This is a genomic window from Erythrobacter sp. S249 (assembly GCF_057364975.1).
This window is the reverse complement of record NZ_CP200287.1, coordinates 2,743,707-2,764,677: the sequence shown is the minus strand read 5'-3', so window position 1 is coordinate 2,764,677 and position 20,971 is coordinate 2,743,707. Positions and strand designations below refer to the sequence as shown.

Here is a 20,971-nt window from a genome sequence, read left to right as displayed (position 1 = left end):
CGTGGACCTAGGAGCCTGCCATCAGTTGGTCGATTTGCCTTGCTGCGATGCTCCGATGTTGGGAGTGATCTGCTAAAGGAACTCACGGCGATTGTTTCTGATCGATCGGTGCCAGCGCCAAGCTTCTTGGCTGCCGGTGAATTCAACCGGTTGGAGGAAAATCCCGCGCTCCCTCAAGACGCAAGCGGGCGCGGATATGTCATCAAACTGAGCTATTCAAACGGTGAAACGTCTCTGGCCGAACGCGAGAGACACGAGGATAGCATCGACGATCTGGCATTAACACGCGCCTCTGGCTGGCGACGTGAAGCGCGCATCTACGTTGAACGTGCAGCGGGTATCGAACAACCAGATGCGGTCGGCGTTCTTTACTTTACCTCTCCTTCCGATCGGTCGGAGTTCCGAAAGACTGAGACCGACATTGTTGAGGAAATCGGTCGCTTTAATCGCCGTCACCTCAAGACCTATGTCTATCTCTACGCAGAGAAAGACTGACGCCGGGCTTTATGTCGTAGGGATCTAACTTGCGGCGGTTTCCCGGCAGGCAGCTTCAGCCTTTGCACCGGGAGCGGTACGGAAACTCTGGCTTTCGGCCGCGTTTTCGTGCACAGATTGATCAGGGCGCTACGGTATCAGCGCCATAGCTTTGTCAGTCACCGCTTTTGCCGTACCCTACCTCTATAGGAGAATGGCATGATCGATTGGTTTCGCCGGCGCTACCTGGACCTTCTCGGGTCAATCTACATCTATAATGAGCATCGCGGATACACCGCGCTCGACCGCGTGCTGGAGGCTGTGCGGGCGCGCTGTGAACCGGGCGATCCGCTGATCACCATGATCGAGAAACACCGCGCGGATGAGCGCAAGCATTACGTCATGTTCAAGCGCTGGTTTGAGCTTCAAGGCAAGCATCCGATCCACCTCGACCGCACCTTTGGCCATATTGATCGCTTTATCGAGATCATGTTTGGCACCCCGATCGACAAGCTCGATACGCAGGCGGTGATCGAGCGTGATGAACTGTTTGAGCGATTGTGCCGGGTCATCTCTCTGACGGAAAAGCGCGGGTACAAACAGATCGAGATTTTGCTGAAGAACCCCTTTGTGAAATCCGACCCCGCCTTGGTGAAGATCTTCAAAGTGATCGAGCGGGACGAACCAAGCCATTGGGCGCCCTATGACGGCTGGCTGCGCGACAATGCCAAGCGCGAGCCGAAATGGTGGGAGCGCACGGTTGACGGCTTTATCCATTCAGAGCTGCTGTTTCTGAAATTGCCGATCCTGTTCCTCAACCCGTTTGTGACGCGCAAGGACGTGTGGGCCGATGACGGCGAGCAAGACCCGGATCGCTATTCCGACCGGCTGCGCTCCGCGACCTAACGAAACGCACCCAGAGTGAGCGAAACGGCAGAGCCTACCGAAAACACACCCGATGACCGCCCGCGCGGCAGCCTGATCACGCGCCTGCTTAAGGTACGGGTCGGATGGATGCTGATGCGCAACACCGTAGTTAGCACCGGGGTCTTCCTGATCGGGCTTGGCGTGCTGTGGCTGCTGGTCGAGCGCGCTGGGATGGGAAAGATCATTGCCTCTGGCATCGGTTTCGCCGTGGCTAACACCTTGCATTATTTCCTGGGCAGGAGCTGGATTTTCCGCGGGACCGAACGCGCGCTGGCCAGCGGATATGCTCTATTCCTGTTCAATGGCGCGATTGGCCTTGCCGTGACTATGGCGCTGATGGCGGTGATGCTGGCGCTGACCCCCATCGACTATATGGTCGCGCGCGTGTTGGTGTCCGTTGTCGCGGGGCTGCTGGTGTTCGTGCTCAACGCCGTGTGGAACTTCCGCCGGGTCTAGCGGCCGCTTGCTCCGGAGCATCTGGCAGCGATTCTCTCTTCCAACGCGTGCCGCTCGATGAATTGTGACAAAGCCAATCCAATCGCCAATTGCGCAACGGTTCGTCGCAACGGTTCGTCGCAGCAAGCGGTCAAACGACCCGTACAACTAACAAAACTGACCATTCTGTTCATCTGGGAGAAAGGTTTGAGTGACAGTCAGGCGTCACATGTCGCCTGGAAAGCGGCATTCAAGCGCACATGTTGTGCAAGAATTTTCGAGGGGGCTTTAGCAGCCAGACACGCCATCACAGGGGGCGGTCTACGAAATGCCGAGACGACGAACGGCTGGCTGCCATAGTTTTGAGGAGTACTTTAATGACTGCCATTTCAAAGAAGCATACCGCTCTTTTCCTGTCGGCTGTGATCGCCCTGCCCATGGCAAGCGGCGCAATCGGCCAAGAGCCTATGCCGGTTCCTGCCCAACAGGGCGAAGTGCTGACCACGGTCACTGGCTCACCGCCTGCTGATCTGTCGGGCATGCCAGAAGGACCAGAAATTGATGGCTTTATCTCAGCCCGCCGCGATGGTGAGTTTCAAGTCACGACGGTTGATGGTTCACGCACAGCGATCCGCCTGAGCGATGGCACCGAGATCCGCGCCAAGGGCGGCTTCCTGGGTCTCAGCCGTGACAAGCTGGGCTCTGAGCAATTGCTCAACGGCCTGCCAGTAACGGTGAAGACGGTTGAATGGGCTGGCGGTCTTGTCGCCACCCGCGTTAACCTGAAGAACAAGGATCTGCGCACCGCCTCGATGATCCGCAACGGCACCGAGCAGCAGTTCGGCGAGCAAGGCGCGGCAATCTCGAAGAACGCCGCCGCTACAGAGGCGCTGCGCGGCCGCTTTGGTGACATCGATCAATACAACATCAGAGGCACCACCAATGTCTATTTTGACACTGGCCGGTACAATCTTTCCAGCCAGGCGCGCGCCGAGCTCTGCAGCGCGGCTGAGCAAGCCAATACGATGGACAACGCGCTGCTTCTGGTCGTCGGCTACACCGACTCAACCGGCAGCTATGAGATCAACCAAGAGCTGAGCGAAAAGCGCGCCAGCCGCGTTGTGAACTATCTCCAGCAACAGTGTGGTTGGAAGCCATATCGCATGCTGACCCCAACCGGCATGGCGGAAGCCGATCCGGCAGCTGACAACTCAACCCCACAGGGTAAGGCGCAAAACCGCCGCGTTGCAGTGAACGTCTTGGTCAGCAAGAGCGTCGAAGGCCTTTAATTCCGGCCACACTCTCTCCGATTGAAAAATGCGGGGCAGGCTTTGCGGCCTGCCCCGTTTTTTATGGCGCATAGAACGTGGGCGAGCCCGGCCCCACTGGCAGACCGAACACAAAGGTCCAGAGATAGAAAAACACCGACCAAAACGCGATGAAGAACATCGAATAGGGCAGCATCATCGCGATCATCGTGCCCACGCCCAGATCGCTCTTATACCGCGTTGCCCAGGCCAGGATTAGCCCGAAATAGCTCATCATCGGGGTGATGATATTGGTGGTGCTGTCGCCAATCCGATAGGCCGCCTGAATCACTTCTGGCGAATATCCCACCAGCATCAGCATCGGCACGAAAATCGGCGCGGTCACGGCCCATTGCGCCGAGGCTGAGCCAAGAGACAGGTTAATGAGCGCGCACAGGATGATGAACATGAAGAAAATCCCCGGTCCCGTCATCCCGGTCTCAACTAGGAAATTCGCGCCCGTTACCGCGGTGATCGCGCCCAGATTGGTCCAGCCAAAGAAGGCAACGAATTGCGCGGCAAAGAACACCAGCACGATGTAGAGGCCGAGCGAGGAGAGCGCGGCGGCCATCGCGTCGATGATATCGCGGTCAGTCTTCATCGTCCCCACCGCGCGGCCATAGGCATAACCAAGCGCGACGAAGAAAATCAGGATCCAAACGACGAAACCATCGAAGAATGGGCTGTCGATCCGATCACCATCATCGGGATTCCGCAGCACGCCCCATTCCGGCAGCAGCGTCAGCGCCATCAACCCCAGCACGCCCAGCAGCGCCAGGCCCGCCCAGCGCAGCCCCTTGCGCTCATCAGCGCTCACCTGTTCCATCATCCGGTCATCCAAGATCGTCGGATCAGCCAGCGAGGAATCATATTTGCCGAGCTTCGGCTCCACGATGTAAATCGTGACCAGCGAGCCGATCAGCGTGATGAGGACCGTGGAGGCCATCATGAAATACCAATTGGCCGTAGCGACCACAGTGTAGTCCGGGGCGATCAGGCGAGCGGCCTCTTGCGTGATACCGGCGAGCAATGGATCGATCGTGCCGATCAGCAGGTTCGCGCTATAGCCGCCGGACACCCCGGCAAAGGCGGCGGCCATACCGGCCAGCGGATGGCGTCCCAGCGCATAGAATATCGCGCCGGCAAGCGGGATCAGGACCACATAACCGACCTCAGAGGCCGTGTTGGAGACGATGCCTGCAAACACAATCGCGACCGTCACGAGCTTTGGCGGGGCATTGAGCACCATGCTGCGCACCGCGGCGGACAGCAGGCCGGATTTCTCCGCCACACCAACGCCGAGCATCGCGACAAGCACCACGCCCAGCGGGGCAAAGCCGGTAAAATTGTCGACCAGGCCGGTAAAGATGCGGCGGATGCCATCGCCGTCCATCAGGCTGACCGCGCGGATCATCCCATCCTCGGCCACACCCTTCGCGCCGAGCGGGCGCGGATCTTCCACCGCGACACCCATCCAACCAAGCAGGCCAGACAGCAGCACAATCCCAACCGCCAGCACCGCAAACAAAGTGACCGGATGCGGCAGCAGATTGCCAAGCCATTCGACCCCATCAAGAAAACGGGTGAAGGCGTTGCGCTTGCCTTGGGTGTGCTCGTCAGTGGTGGCGGGAAGTTCGCTCATGGATTGCTCCGGTCAGTTGGGATTACCCGTGATAATCTTGCGAAGATGAACGCAAGATCGATAGGGGCTTAGAGGCGCATGGCAAGGGGTGATGTCGTGACGAAAGAACCCCGCTGGCCATTTTGGAGAATGTGGGAATCCATAGACTACCCTATGGTGCCACACGCTCACCCACCCGCGTGGTAGAAATCATAGATCGTCTGCGCCACTGCATCGCTGACGCCGGGCGCGCGTTGGAGGTCTTGCAGCGATGCGGCCCGTACCTTGCTGGCCGTGCCGAAATGCAGCAGCAGCGCGCGCTTTCTTGCAGGCCCGATGCCGGGGATCTCATCCAGCGGAGAGGCGGTGATCGCTTTGGATCGCTTCGCCCGGTGCGCGCCGATGGCGTAGCGGTGAACCTCGTCGCGCAGGTTTTGCAAATGGTACAGCACCGGCGAGTTGGTCGGCAGCATCTTCTCTCGCCCGTCGGGGAAGTGGAACACCTCGCGTCCCTCGCGGCCATGATGCGGGCCCTTGGCAATCGCGATCACGGCCAGATCTTCAATGCCGAGCTCACCCAGCACTTCCTGCACGCTCGACATCTGTCCCTTGCCCCCATCGAGCAGGACAAGGTCGGGCCACACGCCTTCACGCTCCCGGTCCGGGTCGTCCTTCATCGCGCGGGTAAACCTTCGCTCCATCACCTCGCGCATCATCGCGTAGTCGTCATTGGTCTGCGCGGACTTGATGTTGAACTTGCGATATTGCGACTTTTCAAAGCCTTCCGGCCCGGCCACCACCATTGCGCCGACAGCCTTCGCGCCTTGAATATGGCTGTTGTCGTAGATCTCGACCCGCTGCGGCGGGGCGTCCAGCTCCAGAAATTCGGCCATTTCGCGGTTGGTTTTGGCGCGCGTGCCGGTCTCGGCCAGCCGCCGTTCCAGCGCCTCCACCGCATTGCGGCTCGCCTGCTCCATCAGCTTGCGCCGGTCGCCGCGTTGCGGGACGGACAGCGCGACCTTCTTGTCAGCGACTTCAGATAGCGCCGCTTCGATCAGCTCGCTTTCTGGCAACTCCCGATCAACCAGGATCATCGGCGGCGGCGGCACTTCCTCATAGAACTGCAGGATCACGTTGGAGAGGATCTGATCCTCCTCCACGCCCTTCGTATGGGTTGGGAAGAACGCGCGGTGCCCCCAATTCTGTCCGCCGCGAATGAAGAAAGCCTGGATGCCGACCTGCCCGCCTTTCGCATGGAGCGCGAAGACATCGGCATCGCCCACGCCGCTGGCGTTGATCGCTTGGCTGCCTTGAATGAATGTCGCCGCGCGCAATCGGTCGCGCAGGATTGCGGCAGTCTCAAAATCAAGCTCCTCCGCCGCCTTCGCCATCTGCTTTTCCAGATCTTGCTGAACCTGCCCGGATTTGCCCGCGAGGAAGTTCTTCGCCTGATCAACGAGCTTGTCATAATCCAGCTCGCTGATCCGCCCAACGCACGGCGCGGAACACCGTTTGATCTGATACAGCAGGCATGGCCGGTCGCGGTTCTTGAAGAAGCTGTCGGTGCAAGACCGCAGCAGGAACAGCTTTTGCAGCGCATTGAGCGTGGTGTTCACGCTGCCCGCGCTGGCAAACGGCCCGTAATAATTGCCCTTCGCCTTGCGCGCGCCGCGATGCTTGTGGATGCGCGGAAACTCATGATCGCTTCGCAGCAGGATGAAGGGAAAGCTCTTATCATCGCGCAGCAATACGTTGAACGGCGGGCGAAACCGCTTGATCAGCTGCGCCTCGAGCAGCAGCGCCTCAGCCTCGGAATTGGTGGTGATGATCTCCATCGCGCGGCACTGGCTGACCATGCGTTGCAACCGGCCAGAGAGGCCATTGACCTGAGTGTAATTCGCCACCCGCGCCTTGAGGCTACGCGCCTTGCCGACATACAGCACATCGCCGCGCGTATCGAGCATGCGGTAAACGCCGGGGATCGGTTTCAGGGTCTTCACCGTCTCCCTGATCGCGGTAACGCCAGCTTCCAGATTCGGCTGTGCACTCGACACGGTATAGGCCGCCCGCTCTTCATTAAAGCGGTCCGCCCCGTGGGGATTGTCAGAGGTGCCAGCAGGTGTCCGGGCCATGCCCATCAGATAGGGACCGCACTGCGCGATTGGCAATGCGTGATTGGCATTGCTTGCACACCCGCCTATCGGTGCGGCCATGCAAGAATATGATGTGATCGTTCTGGGCGCGGGCGCCGCCGGGCTGATGTGCGCGGCAGAGGCGGGCAAGCGCGGCAAACGCGTGGCTGTGCTGGAAAAGGCGAATGCGCCGGGCAAGAAGATCCTTATTTCAGGCGGTGGGCGCTGCAATTTCACCAATTCGCGCACGACTGCGGCGAATTACCTCTCCGCCAATCCGCATTTCGCTAAATCTGCGCTCAGCCGGTACACGCCGCAAGATTTCATCGATCTGGTGAACAGCTATGGCATTGCCTGGCACGAGAAGACGCTGGGGCAATTGTTCTGCGATGGATCAGCCAAGCAGATCGTGGAAATGCTGCTCGATGAATGCGGCAAGGCGGCACAGCACGGCGGACAAGTTGATGTGCTGTGCGATGCGCATGTCAGCGATGTGGTGGAAGATGGCGGCGAGTTTGCAGTCAAAGCGAACGGTCAGGCGATGCGCGCAAAATCGCTGGTGGTGGCGACCGGCGGGCCGTCGATCCCGAAAATGGGCGCAACGGACTACGCTTATGAGCTGGCGCGGCAATTTGGCCTGAAAGTCGTGGAGCCGCGCCCTGCCCTCGTCCCGCTGACACTCGGCGGTGAGGACGTATTGTTCCGCGAATTGTCCGGTGTTTCTGCGCCGGTGACAGCGCGCACTGGCGTCAAGAAGTCAAAGGTCGAATTTGAAGAAGCCGCGCTGTTCACTCACCGCGGCCTGTCCGGCCCGGCGATCCTGCAAGTCTCATCCTATTGGAAGCATGGCGAGGAAATCGGGATCGAATTCCTGCCAGCGATGGATCGCAATTGGCTGGTCGATCTGAAGGCCAAGAACCCGCGCGCCACCATCCGCAGCGCTCTGCGTGAGCACTTGCCCGCCCGGCTTGCCGATGCGCTTGCTGAACGGCTGAACATTGAACGTGAATTTGGCAATGTGCCCGACAAGGCACTGCAAGAGGCTCAGCGCAAACTCGCCGATTGGCGCTTCACCCCCAACGGCACCGAAGGCTTCGCCAAGGCCGAGGTGACGATAGGCGGCGTTGCGACAAACGAGCTTTCCTCCAAAACGCTGGAGGCGAAGAACGTGCCGGGATTGTATTTCATCGGCGAGGCTGTGGATGTGACAGGCTGGCTGGGCGGGTACAATTTCCAATGGGCCTGGGCCAGCGGAGTGGCAGCCGCAGAAGCAATCGCCGAGTCATAATATTACAAAACCACCTTACCTAAGGGCAAGACCTACCGCGCGCGGCAGGTTGTCTCGCACAGGAAATGTCTATAGCGCTTGTTCATAGAGCCTAAAAATAGGTCGAAACCGCCCGGTCTTGGGTTGGTTGTCCTCAAGCAGTGAAGCGATAGGACAGACAAAAGCGGGAGAACACCTTGCGCCAATTGCAAGGCATGGATTCATCGTTCGTAGCGCTGGAATCGCCAAATTCGCCGATGCACATCGGCAGCGTGTTGATCTACAATCCGGAAACGGCGCCCGGCGGGTTTGTCCGCTTTAAAGACATCCTCAGCTTCATCGAAGGCCGGATGCAGCTCTCCAAAACCATGCGCCAGCGGCTCGTTCGCGTGCCCTTTGACTTGGATTATCCGTATTGGATCGAGGATCCCGATTTCGATCTGGAATATCATGTCCGCCACGTCGCCCTTCCCAAGCCCGGCGATTGGCGCCAGCTGTGCATTCAGTCCGCGCGCATCCACGCTCGCCCGCTAGACCTCAACCGCCCGCCGTGGGAATTCACCGTGATTGAGGGGCTCGACAATGTTCGCGGCTATCCGCCCGGCTGCTTTGCCTTTGTGACTAAGGTCCATCACGCCGCGATTGATGGGATGAGCGGGATTGATCTGATGGAGGCGCTCCATACGATGACGCCCGATGTCGAGCCGCTGAAAAAGGCCGACACGTGGAAACCGGAAAAGGTGCCGGGCCCAGCGGAACTGCTAGGTAAATCCTATATCAATGCGCTGCTCAACCCGCTGAAACAGGCGCAGGTCGCGGCGCAATCCCTTCCCGGCGTGGCCAGCGCGATCAAAGGCCTGATTGCGCGCGATTTCAAGCTCAGCACCGACATGGTGCCCCCGCGCACCCGCTTTAACCGCTCGATTTCGCCGCACCGCGTTGTTGAAGGCTGCGCGTTCCCGCTCGACAAATTCAAGTCGATCCGCACGCTCGTGCCTGATGCGAAGGTCAATGATGTGGCGATTGCGGTAATCGGCGGCGCGCTTCACAAATACCTCACATCCAAGGATGATCTGCCCAAATCGACGATGACGGCCATGGCGCCGATCTCCGTCCGCTCCAAGGATGAGAAGGGCGATATGGGCAATCAGGTCGCCGCCATGGTCGCACCCCTGGGCACGCATATCGCCGATCCGAAAGAGCGGCTGGAATATGTCTATGGCCAGACCAGCAATTCAAAAGCCATGACGAACGCGCTGGGCGCGCGCACCATGACCGAGGTGAGCAAGGTCAATCCCGCGCTTTACATGGCGCTGGGCGCGCAATTGTTCAGCCGGGTCAGCATCGCGCACAAGCTCGCCATGCCGTTCAACACAGTGGTGACCAATGTCCCCGGGCCGCCCGTACATATCTATTCATCAGGGGCGCGAATGGAGAGCATGGCGCTTTCTCTCATTTGCCTGACCGATGGGTTGGGCCTGGCCCATGTCGTGCAGAGCTATGTCGATGAGGCATACATTAGCTTCACCGCGTGCCGCGATATCATGCCGGACCCAGAATTTTACTCGCAGTGCCTGCAAGACAGCTATGAAGAGCTGCTGGCGGCGGCATCTGCGGCCGGCAAACCGGCACCAAAGAAGAAGGCGACGACACGAGCGCGAGCAAAGAAGGCGCCAGCCAAAAAGACAGCGGCGAAACGAGCGTCGGCCAAGAAACCGGCAACAAAAACAAAACGCAAAACACCACAAAAACGGGTTGGGAAGAAAGCATAATGGCGAGCATCGCACCAAATTCAGCCATGGAAGCAGATCGATTTCTCGAGGAAACGAAGGCGAAGCCGCCGCACCGCTTCTGGACGCTGACCGAAGGCCGCGCCTTCTTTGAGCTGGGCGCGTTTTATGCCTCGCGCCCGATGCTGTCGCAGCTACCCAAGGGTGATGGCCATGCTGTCATGGTCCTGCCCGGCTTCATGGCGACCAACAGCTCAACCGTGCCAATGCGCCGCCTGCTGAGGGACTTGGGCTATGATGCGCATGGCTGGGACGCGGGCCGCAATGTCCGCGTCAATGAAGAGCTGTTGCAAGTGATCGAAGCGCAGCTGAAGGAGCTGTTTGAGAACACGGGCCGCAAGGTTTCTCTAATCGGCTGGAGCCTAGGCGGTGTGCTAGCGCGCGAGCTGGCGAAATTGCATCCAGAAAAGGTGCGTCTGGTGATCAGCCTAGGCAGCCCGATCTCTGATGATCGCAACCACACCAGCGCGGCGCGCCTGTTCAAATTCTTCAACGGCGATGAGCCCGAGCATCTGCGCGGCGGACAGTTCCAGGGGCTGGATGTCGCCCCGCCGGTGCCGACGACGTCAATCCTGACCAAGACCGACGGCGTGGTTCACTGGCGCGGCTCCGTGCAGAAAAAGGGCGAGTTCCCGAGCGAGAATATCGAGGTTTACGCCAGCCACTTAGGACTAGGCGTAAACCCATCGGTGATGATCGCCATGGCTGACCGGCTGGCCCAGAAAGAGGGCAGTTGGAAGCCGTTCAAACCAAGCGCGATGCGCCGCTGGATGTTTCCCAAACTCGACGTTTAGAACACCTTTCTAAAGTCGATGCCAACGAACCTGCCGGTTGGGTCGATCAGTTGCGGTTGGAAATTGATTGGCGTTTCACCATTGCTGTCGGTCACTCTGCGGCGCGCGTCAAAGATGTTGTCTGCGCGCAAAGCGATACGGAAGCCTTTTAGGAAGCCCTGATCTTTGCCCAATATCCGGCCAAGATCCGCGAACACGCGCAAATCGACGGTCGCAAGGTCATCGAAAAACAGATCCGGCGACCCAAGCAAGGCCGATCCATCAATCCGAGCGCTGCCCGTGTAGCGGCCCGAAATGCGCATCCCCATGCCATTGCGGAAAATGCCCGCCTCCAGCCGGGTCGCATTGCGCGCCTGACCAAAGGAACCGGTGGCATCGCCATCCAGCAGATCGAGCGGTTCCAATCCCGGCGCGATCAGGATTTCATTCGCCAGTTCAAGCGTATGCGTGAGGTTTACGAAATAGCGTCCGCGTCCGTCGCGGCCAAAGCCGCCGGTCAATGGATTGCGGGGCGCTCCGCCTGCACCTTGCGGTCTGCCGCCCTGCGCCGCGCCAGCTTGTTCTCCGCCTCTGCCGCCTCCGCGCATCATCGCGGGATCCATGCTGCAAAAGCGCGTGCGGAACTCAGCCATCCGCTCTGGCGTGATCTCGCCATTTTCATCGCGAGCGCGTGATAGCATCCGGCCAAAACGCTCTGGATCGAAGCTCGGCAGAATGTCCGAGGTGTCTTCGCCAGCTTCAACCGCTGCGACCAGACGGGTGAGCACATCCAGTCCATCATCGGCGCAGATGCGCGTCCGGAACGCCATGAATTGCTCGCGTTGCTCAGCGGTCGGTGGGCCGCCTGCGCCGCCGCCTCTACGGCCTGCTCCATCAGGCCTGCCGCCGGCTGGAGGCCCGCCTGCAGCAGGAGGTCCGCCGCGGCCACCACCGCCAGCTGCAGCACTTGACCCGCCAAAACTGCCGCGCGTGGAAAATGTGAACTGCAGCCGCTCCGCGCGGGTTTCTGCAAAGGTCACTGCGCGGCTATCCAGCGCCACCAAGGTGCCGCCCGCATCACGCGTCACACGATCGGCAAAGGCGTTCTCAATTTCCTCGGTTAGCGCCGGAAAATCGCTGGTCACGTCATCGGAGCGATTGCGGATGTATTCGACGCCCAGCCGGGACCCGCGCAAGAACGGCAGTGACCAATTGGCCGCAAAACGCCAGTCGCGCTGGGTCTCAGCCAACAGATTAGGATTGCCGCCCGTGATCACGCTCGCCAGCACAGTCTCGCCGTTCACAAAGTCGAACACGGGCGTGTTGAGCGTAATGATCTCTGGATTGCCGAGATTGCCCAGTGACGGGGCGACTTCGCGCTCAATATAGGTGGCAGTCAAGTCGAGATTGTCGGTCGGAGCCCAAACGAGACCGGCGGTCCAATCCGTTAAGGTTCCAAAGTCTGACAGGTAATTGGCGCCAAATTGTGCGTTGAGGGTAAAGCTGCCGATTGCATCTGCAAAACCCGTGCGGGTGCTGGTTATCGGGATGACGAGATTGACCCCGCCCTCCAGATCGCCGCGCGTCAGGCGCGCGTCAACAACCGAACGAGTGTCACTGCTTTCAATGCGGTCCCAACTGTATCCGGCATCGAAGGTCGCGAGCAATTCGCCGCCCGGTAAGTCAGCCAGCGGACCGCGCGCGGTCACTTTCGAGGTTGCCGTCCAACTGCGCGAGCGCGCCGTTTCAAAGCCCGCCTCCGCTGAGGTCGGCAAAGTTCCGTCGAGCGCCAGCGTGCCCGCCAAGGCCGCGTCCTGGAGCGCCTGCGTATCAAAGCGCTGGTCGATTTCCGTTTCGCTGTCGATCCGACTGCCATCGAAAGTCGCGGTCAGGCGGAATGCGCCAAGTGGGCGGGTCAAGGAGCCGGATGCTTCGTAGGTGTCGATCGACACACGCCGCTCCAGCGGGTCCTCCTCGCCAAATGTCCGCAGCAGCGTATTGCCCGCGCCATCATCCAGCTCGACGATATTGAGGCCGGACAGACTGCGGCTTTGATTGCGAGTGTAATTGAGATTGGCGCTAAGCGATGTGCCGCTGTCAACCAAGGCCTTGGCCCAGCTCACGCTGCCTTCCAATTGCAGGCTATCCGCGATCAAAGAACGAAACTCCGCTTGGTCGGGATCACTCGCCAGTTCAGAAATGGAGCCCGGCGTCTGGATCAGATCGCGCTCGCTTTCCGTCAGCAGGGAAAGATCTCGCGCTTCAAAATTCGCGTTAAACCGCCCGCCATCGGCAATCTTCAGAAAACCCAGCTCTTGTTCCAGCGCGATATATCCGCCGCTAGAGGGCCCTTCAAATTCCAGCTCAATCTCGCGGCTGAAATAATTATCCTTCAGAATGAGGTTCACCACCCGGCGATCAGGCGAAAAGCCAAACCGCTGCGCTACCTCCTCGGGGAACACTTCGACTTTCTCGAGTGCTTCAGGCGGATAGGATCGCAGCTCGCGGAAACTGCCGATACGAATGCCATTGACCAAAATTACCGGCCGTCCGCCGCCGCCGCGCCCGCGCGCAGAGCCGGTCTGATTGGTAACCTGTGTCACCAGATCGGCAATCGAGGTAACCCCCTCACCAGCGATATCATCCTCATTCAGCTCCAACAGTGGGGCCTGTTCAACATCCAATTGACCGCGCAGACGCCGCCCCTGAACAACAATTTCGCCGCCAGAAGGCGTGCCGCCGGTCGTGCCGAGTTCGATATCGGACTGTTCGCTTTCGGGCACATCGCGCTGTTGCTGAGCCAATGCGGGTGAGGCGGCCAAGCTGGCCAATCCGGCGAGACTAGCCCCGGACAAAAGGAGTTGGGAGAATTTCATTTGGTCCTCTTCAGACATCGGGTGCCCTCAGACAAGCACCTGAATTGTATCGAATTGCATCACAAAGTGTCGCGTAAAAGACGCACCGAGAGTGCATCCGCTTGATGCCCCTAACGCACGAGACTTCCATTTTGTTCTCGGCGGGGTTAAAGCGCGCGCCTGAATGAGTGATTTTACTCAGAAAAGCTGTTTGCATAAGGATATACATGGCCAAAGAAGAACTCCTCGAAATGCGCGGGAAGGTCGTCGAACTGCTTCCCAATGCGATGTTCCGGGTCGAGCTTGAAAACGGTCACGAAGTGTTGGGCCACACCGCGGGCAAAATGCGCAAGAACCGTATCCGCGTGCTGGTGGGTGACGAAGTGCTGTGCGAACTGACACCGTATGACCTCACCAAGGCCCGCATCACCTATCGCTTTATGCCCGGACGCGGCGGCCCTGGCCAAGGCCCTGGCCCAACGCCATAATATTGAGGTGCGCTGAGTGAGCGCCCCCAAACTCGTTCTAGCTTCGGCCAGTCCGCGCCGGCGCGATCTGCTCGCGCGGCTTGGCATTGCGCCCGATGATGTGGCCCCGGCCGATATCGACGAAACACCGCATAAGGGCGAGCTTCCGCGCGACTATGCCGCGCGCATGGCTCTGGAAAAGGCGCAGGCTGCCAGCGCTGATAGCGACGCCCATATTCTCGCTGGCGACACAGTGGTCGCCGTTGGCCGCCGCATCCTGCCCAAGACCGAGATGGAAGACGAAGCGCGTTCTTGCCTCAAACTGATGAGCGGGCGGCGGCATGTCGTGCTGTCTGCGATTGCCCTGCGCGCGCCAGATGGCGGTATCCGCACGCGGCTGAGCGAGAATGTCGTGCGCTTCAAAGTCCTCTCTGACGAGGAAATCGCCAGCTATCTGGCGGGCGGGGAATGGCACGGCAAAGCGGGCGGATACGCGATCCAAGGCGCAGCGGAGGGACTGATCCAATGGATCAAGGGCAGCCATTCCAGCGTGATGGGCCTGCCGCTGTACGAGACCCGCGCGCTGCTGAAATCGGCGGGATTTGCCATTGGCTGAGTGGCTTGTCGAAGAGGGAATTGGCGAGACCCGCGCGCTCTTGACCGAGAACTATCAGATATTGGCGGCTAAGCTGTTTTGGCTGAGCAAAGATTGCGCTCGAACGGTTTTGATGGCCAAAATCCTCTCTCGTAAGGCCGGATCATCGCGTGCTTTATGCGTTAGCCCGCGCGGGGTTGAGATCAACGCAGACGGCCTTCCCCGCGATGCAAGCGAGGGCAGCGAGGTGCGCTTGATCATTACCCGCGAGGCGATGGCGGAACGCGGCCGCCTAAAGCGAGCACAGGCGCGATATTTCGCCGATGACAACCCGCATATCCCGCCGCCATCCGTGTTTGCGACGGGCAAGCATGTGCGCCGTTTCCCTTCAGGCCTCTGGGAAGAGGTTTGGGACGCGGCCAGTTCTGGCCAAATCCACTTCGCCGGCGGCTCGCTGATCATCAGTGTCACGCCTGCGATGACCCTGATCGACATTGACGGTGAAGGAAGGCCGTTAGAGCTGTCATTGGCAGCTGTGCCCGCCATCGCGCAGGCACTGCGCTGGTTCGATCTGGCAGGTAATATCGGGATCGATTTTCCGACTATCCAAGACAAGGCAGGGCGCAAAGCCGTGGATGCGGCCCTCGAAGAAGCACTCGATGACTGGCCGCATGAGCGCACGGCGATGAACGGCTTTGGCTTTGTGCAAATCGTTGCCCGGCTCGAAGGGCGATCGCTGCTCCACCGATTCTCAACCTCGCGGGTCGGAGCATGCGCGCGGATGGCCTTGCGCAGGGCAGAGCATGCTGAGGGAACGGGCGCTATATTGCTCCTCACCGTCCATCCGGCGCTCAAATCGAAGCTCAAGGAAGAATGGCTGGTGGAACTCGCAAGGCGCACAGGCAAAGAAGTGCGGATTGAGACGAACCCGAGCCTTGCGCTGGAAGGATCTCAGGCGCAAATTGTGGGCCTATGACTAAGATTAAGACCTGCCCGATCTGCAAGAAAGCCCGCGCTGAGGACTTCACCCCATTTTGCTCCCAACGCTGCAAGGATCTCGACCTCGCCAAGTGGTTTGGCGATGGCTACGCCCTGCCCAGCCGCCCGGCATCCCCAGAAGAGATCGCGCGCGAAGATTGGGAACAGCAAGGCTGAGCATAAAAGAACCTGTGCCTGAGGCTATTTCCCTCTTGCCAAACATCGCCGCCCGCGCCATAGGCCCGCTCTCATTTGCTCGCCGGGCAAAGCGTGCCAAACGCCAAACCCGTCGCCGCAGCGAATGCCCGGGTAGCTCAGGGGTAGAGCAGCGGATTGAAAATCCGCGTGTCGGTGGTTCAAATCCGCCCCCGGGCACCATTCGCTTCAGCAGCGGCTTTATACCCGCGAGCCAGGAGGCCCAGCATGACCCGTCGCCGCCAAATCTATGAAGGCAAGGCCAAGATCCTCTATGAGGGTCCAGAACCGGGCACGATTATCCAATATTTCAAAGATGATGCGACCGCATTCAATGCGGAGAAAAAGGGCACCATCAACGGCAAAGGCGTGATCAACAATCGCATCAGCGAGCATGTGTTCACCCGCCTCGCCCATATCGGCATCCCGACGCATTTCATCCGCCGCCTGAACATGCGCGAGCAATTGGTGCGTCAGGTTGAGATTATCCCGATCGAAGTCGTGGTGCGCAATGTCGCCGCCGGCTCGATTTGCAAGCGGCTGGGCCTGGAAGAAGGTGAGCCGCTGCCGCACACCTTGATTGAGTATTATTACAAGGACGATGCCCTGGGCGATCCGCTGATCTCAGAGGAGCACATTGCGTGCTTTAACTGGGCCAGCGTCGAAGAAATGCACGATATGTCGTCGATGGCGATCCGAGTGAATGATTTCCTGTGCGGTATGTTCGCCGGGATCGATATTCGCCTGGTCGATTTCAAGCTGGAATTTGGCCGCCTGTTCGATGGCGATTTCAGCCGCGTCATTCTGGCCGATGAAGTCAGCCCGGATGGCTGCCGCCTGTGGGACATGAAGACCGGCGAGAAGCTGGATAAAGACCGCTTCCGCCGCGATTTGGGCGGTGAAGAGGCAGCGTACCGCGAAGTCGCGCGGCGGCTCGGCCTGCTGCAGGACGAAGACAATGGTCCCGGCGAAGTGCTGGACCTGTCGACCCATCGCAACCGGATGCGCGGCAAAACCCCTCCGAAAAAGTAAGCGTTTGGTGTTCCGCACGCCCATCCGGGCATGCGATGTCCTCGGGCTTTACAGGCTAGCCCGAAGCGCTGCGAGCGGGCACGGGGCCCTTGCGGCGCCTGCGGCGCCGATTAAAATGCCATGTTCAGTTTCAATGCGCTAAGAAGCCATCGTTATATGATCATAGGGCACAATTTCAGCATATGAATTTTACCTCGCGCGCGCTCATCGCAGGAGCGCTGCTTGCGCTTCCCAACCTGGTTCTTGTTCAGTCTCTCGCGGCGCAAGAGCAGGCCGCCACTGAAACCGTCCAGGCTGAGGAAGCGCTGTGGGCGTTTGAGACCAGTGACGTGCCCGTCGATCCCGGATTTGTGTTCGGCGTGCTGGATAATGGCATGCGTTATATTATCCGCGAAAACTCCACGCCGGAAGGCACCGCATTGGTGCGGATGCAGATCGGCTCTGGCTCGCTCGACGAAACCGATAGCGAGCGCGGCCTTGCGCACTTTGTGGAGCATATGGCCTTCAACGGCTCAACCAATATTCCCGAAAGCGAGATGATCAAACTGTTGGAGCGCAAAGGCCTCGCCTTCGGCGCGGACACCAATGCCTCGACCGGGTTTGAGACCACCACTTATATGCTCAATCTTCCCAAGAACGAGGAAGACCTGCTCGACACGGCATTGATGCTGATGCGCGAGACAGCGAGCGAGCTGACCATTGCGCAAGATGCAGTAGACCGCGAGCGCGGCGTTATTCTGGCGGAGCGGCGCGACCGGCGCGGTTTCCAGCAAAAGGCGACCGAAGATCAGCTCGCCTTCTTTGCCCCCGGCGCGCGGTTCGTGGACCGCCTGCCGATTGGAACGCTCGATGTGCTTGAGAACGCGAGCGCGGATGATTTGCGCGGCTTTTACGAGCGCACCTATGTGCCCTCCAATACGGTGATGGTGATCGTCGGCGATTTTCCTGCCGCCATGATGGAAGCCAAGATCCGTGAAGTCTTCACCGATTGGCAAGGCGGCCCGGCCCCGGCTGAGCCGGTCACCGGTCCGATCCCGATTGAGCGCGAATCAGAGGTCGATATCTACACCGACCCCGCCCTGTCAGAGAGCGTGAGCCTGACCAGTTTTTCCGAATGGGAAGACCGGCCAGACACTGTAGCAACGCGCGATGTGGCGCTGCTGCGCAGCATTGGCTACCGCATTATTGGCCGGCGATTGTCCCGCTTGGCGCGCGGCGAGGACGCACCGTTTCGCGGTGCGGGCTTCAGCAGCAATGATCTGTTCGAAGACGCCCGCTCCACCAGCCTGTCGATCAGCAGCGCCGATGGCGAATGGCGCAAAGGGCTGGTCGCCGCTTTACGCGAAGTGCGTCAAGCGGTGGAGTTCGGCTTCACACAGGCGGAAGTGACCGAGCAAGTCGCCAACCTTCGCACCGCGCTGGAAAATGGCGTCGCATCGGCGGACACGCGCAGCAATGGGGCGTTCGCCAATGCGGCCCTGCGGCTGGTCGGTTCAGAACGCATCCCCACCGATCCCCAATACCGGCTAGAGCGGTTTGAAGCGCTCGCCCCCAGCATTACGCCGGGCCGCGTGTTTGCCGCGCTGATCGCGGACCTGCCAGCCGCTGGCGATCCGCTGATCCGGTTCCAAGGGCGCAGCGCGCCTGAGGGCGGCGAAGAGGCCCTGCGCGCAGCTCTTGCCGAGGGTATGGCAGCAGAAATCGCTGCACCCGAGGATATGGGCGAGCAAAGCTTTGCCTACAGCGACTTTGGCACGCCGGGCGAAATCGTCTCCGACACGGTCGATGATCGGTTCGATTTCCGCCTAATCCGCTTTGCCAATGGCGTGCGGCTGAACCTCAAGACCACCGATATTCGTAAAGACCGCGTGAGCTACCGCGTCAGCCTGGATGGCGGCACCTTGCTCGATACTGCAGACGATCCGCTGCGCACCGCAATGGTCAGCGTGCTGGCCACCGGCGGCCTCGGCCAGCATAGTCAGGACGAATTGCAAAGCGTACTCGCCGGGCGCAGCGTTGGCTTTAACATCGGATCAGGTACGGACGCGTTCCGCATGTCGGGCAGCACCACGCCGCGCGATCTGCAATTGCAGATGCAATTGCTCGCCGCCGCGCTGACCGATCCCGGTTACCGGCGCGAGGGCGAAGAGCGCTATGCCAAGAATATCGAGAATTACTTTGCCAATCTTGATGCGACACCGTCACGTGCGCTCAGCAATCGGCTGGGCGGGATCCTGTCCGATGGCGACCCGCGTTTCAGCCTGCAGCCGCAAGAGGCGTTTCTTGCGCGCAGTTTCGCGCAGTTGAAGGCTGACATCGGCGACCGGCTGGAAAGCGGCGCGATTGAAATTGCGCTGGTCGGCGACTTTGATCCAGACGCAGCCATCGCAGCGGTGGCCAGCACATTGGGCGCCCTGCCCGCCCGCGAGGCGGAATTCCTACTGCGCACGGAAGCCCGCCAGCGCGGCTTCACCGCAAAACGGGGGCTGCAAACGCTGACCCACACCGGCGAAACCGACCAAGCTCTAGTCCGCATGGTCTGGCCGACAACCGATGACAGCGACCTATCCGAGGCGCTGCGCCTATCACTGCTGAGCCGCGTGGTGCGCATCCAATTGCAAGAGCGTCTTCGCGAGGAACTGGGCAAGGCCTATTCGCCGTCGGCTGGCAGCTCCACCAGCCGCATTTACGCTGGCTACGGCACATTCAGCGTAACGGCCTCGGTCGATTTTGCGGAGCTGGAGCCGACGCGAGCGGCGATCCGCGCAATGCTGAGCGAACTCGCCGCAGCGCCGCTGGAAAGTGATTTGATCGACCGGGCGCGCCAGCCAATGCTGGAAAGCTATGACAATGCGCTGAAATCACTCGGCGGGTGGATGGGACTCGCTGACAATGCGCAAAGCCAGTCTGACCGCTTGCAGCGTTTCCTCAACGCACCTGATACGCTGAAAGCCATCACGCCTGCCGATATTCAGGCAGCGGCCGCGCAATACCTTAAGGCTGATGAAGCGGTCGAAGTGCTGGTGATCCACGAGGACGCTGAGCTGCCAGACAGCATCGCGCCCTAACGCCAGCCCGAGCAAGCGCGAAAAGCGCTCGTGATAGTGGGCAAGCTGCCCAGCAATGATTGCGCCAGCACGGGGCTGCGCTATAGGCTGCGCATCATTCGCCCATCCACGCGCGTAGTCAGGTGAGCCGCCCATGAAAGTCCGTATTCTCGTCCGCCTTAAACCCGGAGTGCTCGACCCACAGGGCCGCGCCGTGCACCATTCGCTGGATGGCATGGGCTTTGAGGGCGTCGAAGACGTTCGCATTGGCCGGATGATCGAAATGGACGTGGCCGACGGCACGAGCGACGAAGCGCTCAATTCGATGTGCGAAAAACTGCTCGCGAATATGGTGATCGAAGACTTCACGATTGAGAAGCTGGAAACAGCGGGAGCGGCCTGATGGGTTTCCGTGCCGCTGTGATCACGTTTCCCGGTTCCAATTGCGACCGGGATATGGCCTGCGCTTTGGAACTCGTATCGGGCACCGCGCCGATCCGGGTGTGGCACGGCGATGCAGAGCTGCCTGACAATCTCGATTTTATCGCCCTGCCCGGCGGCTTTTCCTATGGTGACTATCTGCGCTCTGGTGCGATGGCCGCGAACAGCCCGATCATGCGCAGCGTGATTGCCGCGGCGGATCGTGGCGTGCCCGTATTGGGCGTGTGCAATGGCTTTCAGGTGCTAACCGAGAGCGGCCTGTTGCCCGGGGCATTGATGCGCAACGCCAGCCAGAACTTCATCTGCCGCACTGTGCCGTTGATTGCCGAGAACACGCAATCGGCCTTTACGCGCGCTTACGCAGGCAAAGGCACCGTCCACATTCCAGTGGCGCACCACGATGGCAATTACTTCGCTGATGAAGAGACGCTCGACCGGATCGAAGGCGATGGCCGGGTTGCGTTCCGCTATGCAGAACCCTGTAATGGCTCACGCCGCGATATTGCCGGGGTGCTTAGCGTGGGCGGCAATGTGCTGGGCATGATGCCGCACCCAGAGCGCGCCGTAGAAGACGCCCAAGGCGGCACCGATGGCCGCATGCTGTTTGAAAGCGCTATCGCAGCGCTGGTCTAAAC

The 20,971-nt window shown here is 60.0% G+C and carries 18 protein-coding genes and 1 tRNA gene; 16 read left to right on the top strand and 3 right to left on the bottom strand.

All coding sequences use genetic code 11. From position 1 onward, the window contains the following. The first annotated feature begins 108 nt into the window (after positions 1-108). The 4 genes from AC0V6V_RS12995 (at position 109) to AC0V6V_RS12980 (ending at position 3,125) form a co-directional block, all read left to right on the top strand. A complete protein-coding gene (locus AC0V6V_RS12995) occupies positions 109-495 on the top strand; it encodes a hypothetical protein (RefSeq protein ID WP_486166363.1) in 387 nt (128 codons plus the stop codon). Between the two features lie 198 nt (positions 496-693). Continuing rightward, positions 694-1,380 carry a ferritin-like domain-containing protein gene (locus AC0V6V_RS12990; RefSeq protein ID WP_486165767.1) on the top strand — a complete coding sequence of 229 codons (687 nt, stop codon included), beginning with the start codon at positions 694-696 and terminating at the stop codon, positions 1,378-1,380. A gap of 15 nt (positions 1,381-1,395) precedes the next feature. Next, entirely contained in the window at positions 1,396-1,857 is a 462-nt protein-coding gene (locus AC0V6V_RS12985) for a GtrA family protein (protein WP_486165766.1), read from the top strand. Between the two features lie 356 nt (positions 1,858-2,213). Continuing rightward, on the top strand, positions 2,214-3,125 hold the full coding sequence (locus AC0V6V_RS12980) for an OmpA family protein (protein ID WP_486165765.1): 912 nt from the start codon (positions 2,214-2,216) through the stop codon (positions 3,123-3,125). Between the two features lie 61 nt (positions 3,126-3,186). Here the strand turns inward: AC0V6V_RS12980 and AC0V6V_RS12975 are convergent, their stop codons facing one another. Beyond that, the gene (locus AC0V6V_RS12975; RefSeq protein ID WP_486165764.1) at positions 3,187-4,785 is read right to left on the bottom strand and encodes an AbgT family transporter; all 1,599 of its coding nucleotides are present in this window, start codon (positions 4,783-4,785) and stop codon (positions 3,187-3,189) included. Positions 4,786-4,952: 167 nt separating this feature from the next. Further along, the gene (uvrC, locus tag AC0V6V_RS12970; RefSeq protein WP_486165763.1) at positions 4,953-6,896 is read right to left on the bottom strand and encodes an excinuclease ABC subunit UvrC; all 1,944 of its coding nucleotides are present in this window, start codon (positions 6,894-6,896) and stop codon (positions 4,953-4,955) included. 79 nt (positions 6,897-6,975) lie between these two features. Between uvrC and AC0V6V_RS12965 the strand changes: the two genes are divergently transcribed. From AC0V6V_RS12965 to AC0V6V_RS12955, 3 genes are all read left to right on the top strand, one after another. Continuing rightward, positions 6,976-8,184, top strand: coding sequence for a BaiN/RdsA family NAD(P)/FAD-dependent oxidoreductase (locus AC0V6V_RS12965; protein ID WP_486165762.1), 1,209 nt, complete (start codon positions 6,976-6,978; stop codon positions 8,182-8,184). A 194-nt stretch (positions 8,185-8,378) separates the two neighbouring features. Further along, entirely contained in the window at positions 8,379-9,935 is a 1,557-nt protein-coding gene (locus AC0V6V_RS12960) for a WS/DGAT/MGAT family O-acyltransferase (RefSeq protein WP_486165761.1), read from the top strand. Further along, the gene (locus AC0V6V_RS12955) at positions 9,935-10,747 is read left to right on the top strand and encodes an esterase/lipase family protein (protein WP_486165760.1); all 813 of its coding nucleotides are present in this window, start codon (positions 9,935-9,937) and stop codon (positions 10,745-10,747) included. Before AC0V6V_RS12960 ends, AC0V6V_RS12955 begins: the two co-directional genes overlap by 1 nt. On the opposite strand, the gene AC0V6V_RS12950 is transcribed toward AC0V6V_RS12955, so the two are convergent. Continuing rightward, positions 10,744-13,602: a TonB-dependent receptor domain-containing protein gene (locus tag AC0V6V_RS12950; RefSeq protein ID WP_486165759.1), complete on the bottom strand. Its 2,859-nt coding sequence runs from the start codon at positions 13,600-13,602 to the stop codon at positions 10,744-10,746. The two genes, AC0V6V_RS12955 and AC0V6V_RS12950, sit on opposite strands and share 4 nt — an antisense overlap. Positions 13,603-13,808: 206 nt before the next feature. Here AC0V6V_RS12950 and infA point away from each other — a divergent pair, with 206 nt between their 5' ends. From infA to purQ, 9 genes are all read left to right on the top strand, one after another. Beyond that, positions 13,809-14,069, top strand: a complete 261-nt coding sequence (gene infA, locus AC0V6V_RS12945) for a translation initiation factor IF-1 (protein ID WP_472644631.1) — start codon at positions 13,809-13,811, stop codon at positions 14,067-14,069. Between the two features lie 16 nt (positions 14,070-14,085). Then, on the top strand, positions 14,086-14,664 hold the full coding sequence (locus AC0V6V_RS12940; protein WP_486165758.1) for a Maf family protein: 579 nt from the start codon (positions 14,086-14,088) through the stop codon (positions 14,662-14,664). Then, on the top strand, positions 14,657-15,619 hold the full coding sequence (locus tag AC0V6V_RS12935; RefSeq protein ID WP_486165757.1) for a ribonuclease E/G: 963 nt from the start codon (positions 14,657-14,659) through the stop codon (positions 15,617-15,619). Before AC0V6V_RS12940 ends, AC0V6V_RS12935 begins: the two co-directional genes overlap by 8 nt. After that, positions 15,616-15,798 carry a DNA gyrase inhibitor YacG gene (locus tag AC0V6V_RS12930; protein ID WP_486137021.1) on the top strand — a complete coding sequence of 61 codons (183 nt, stop codon included), beginning with the start codon at positions 15,616-15,618 and terminating at the stop codon, positions 15,796-15,798. The genes AC0V6V_RS12935 and AC0V6V_RS12930 overlap by 4 nt, the downstream gene beginning before the upstream one ends. Before the next feature lie 126 nt (positions 15,799-15,924). Next, positions 15,925-15,999, top strand: a tRNA-Phe gene (locus tag AC0V6V_RS12925). Between the two features lie 45 nt (positions 16,000-16,044). Then, complete coding sequence (gene purC, locus AC0V6V_RS12920; RefSeq protein WP_472644626.1) at positions 16,045-16,848, top strand: phosphoribosylaminoimidazolesuccinocarboxamide synthase; 804 nt, start codon at positions 16,045-16,047, stop codon at positions 16,846-16,848. A gap of 182 nt (positions 16,849-17,030) precedes the next feature. Further along, a complete protein-coding gene (locus tag AC0V6V_RS12915; protein WP_486165756.1) occupies positions 17,031-19,916 on the top strand; it encodes a M16 family metallopeptidase in 2,886 nt (961 codons plus the stop codon). A 133-nt stretch (positions 19,917-20,049) separates the two neighbouring features. Next, entirely contained in the window at positions 20,050-20,298 is a 249-nt protein-coding gene (purS, locus tag AC0V6V_RS12910; protein WP_486137023.1) for a phosphoribosylformylglycinamidine synthase subunit PurS, read from the top strand. Next, entirely contained in the window at positions 20,298-20,969 is a 672-nt protein-coding gene (purQ, locus tag AC0V6V_RS12905; protein ID WP_486165755.1) for a phosphoribosylformylglycinamidine synthase subunit PurQ, read from the top strand. The genes purS and purQ overlap by 1 nt, the downstream gene beginning before the upstream one ends. Positions 20,970-20,971: the final 2 nt, after the last annotated feature.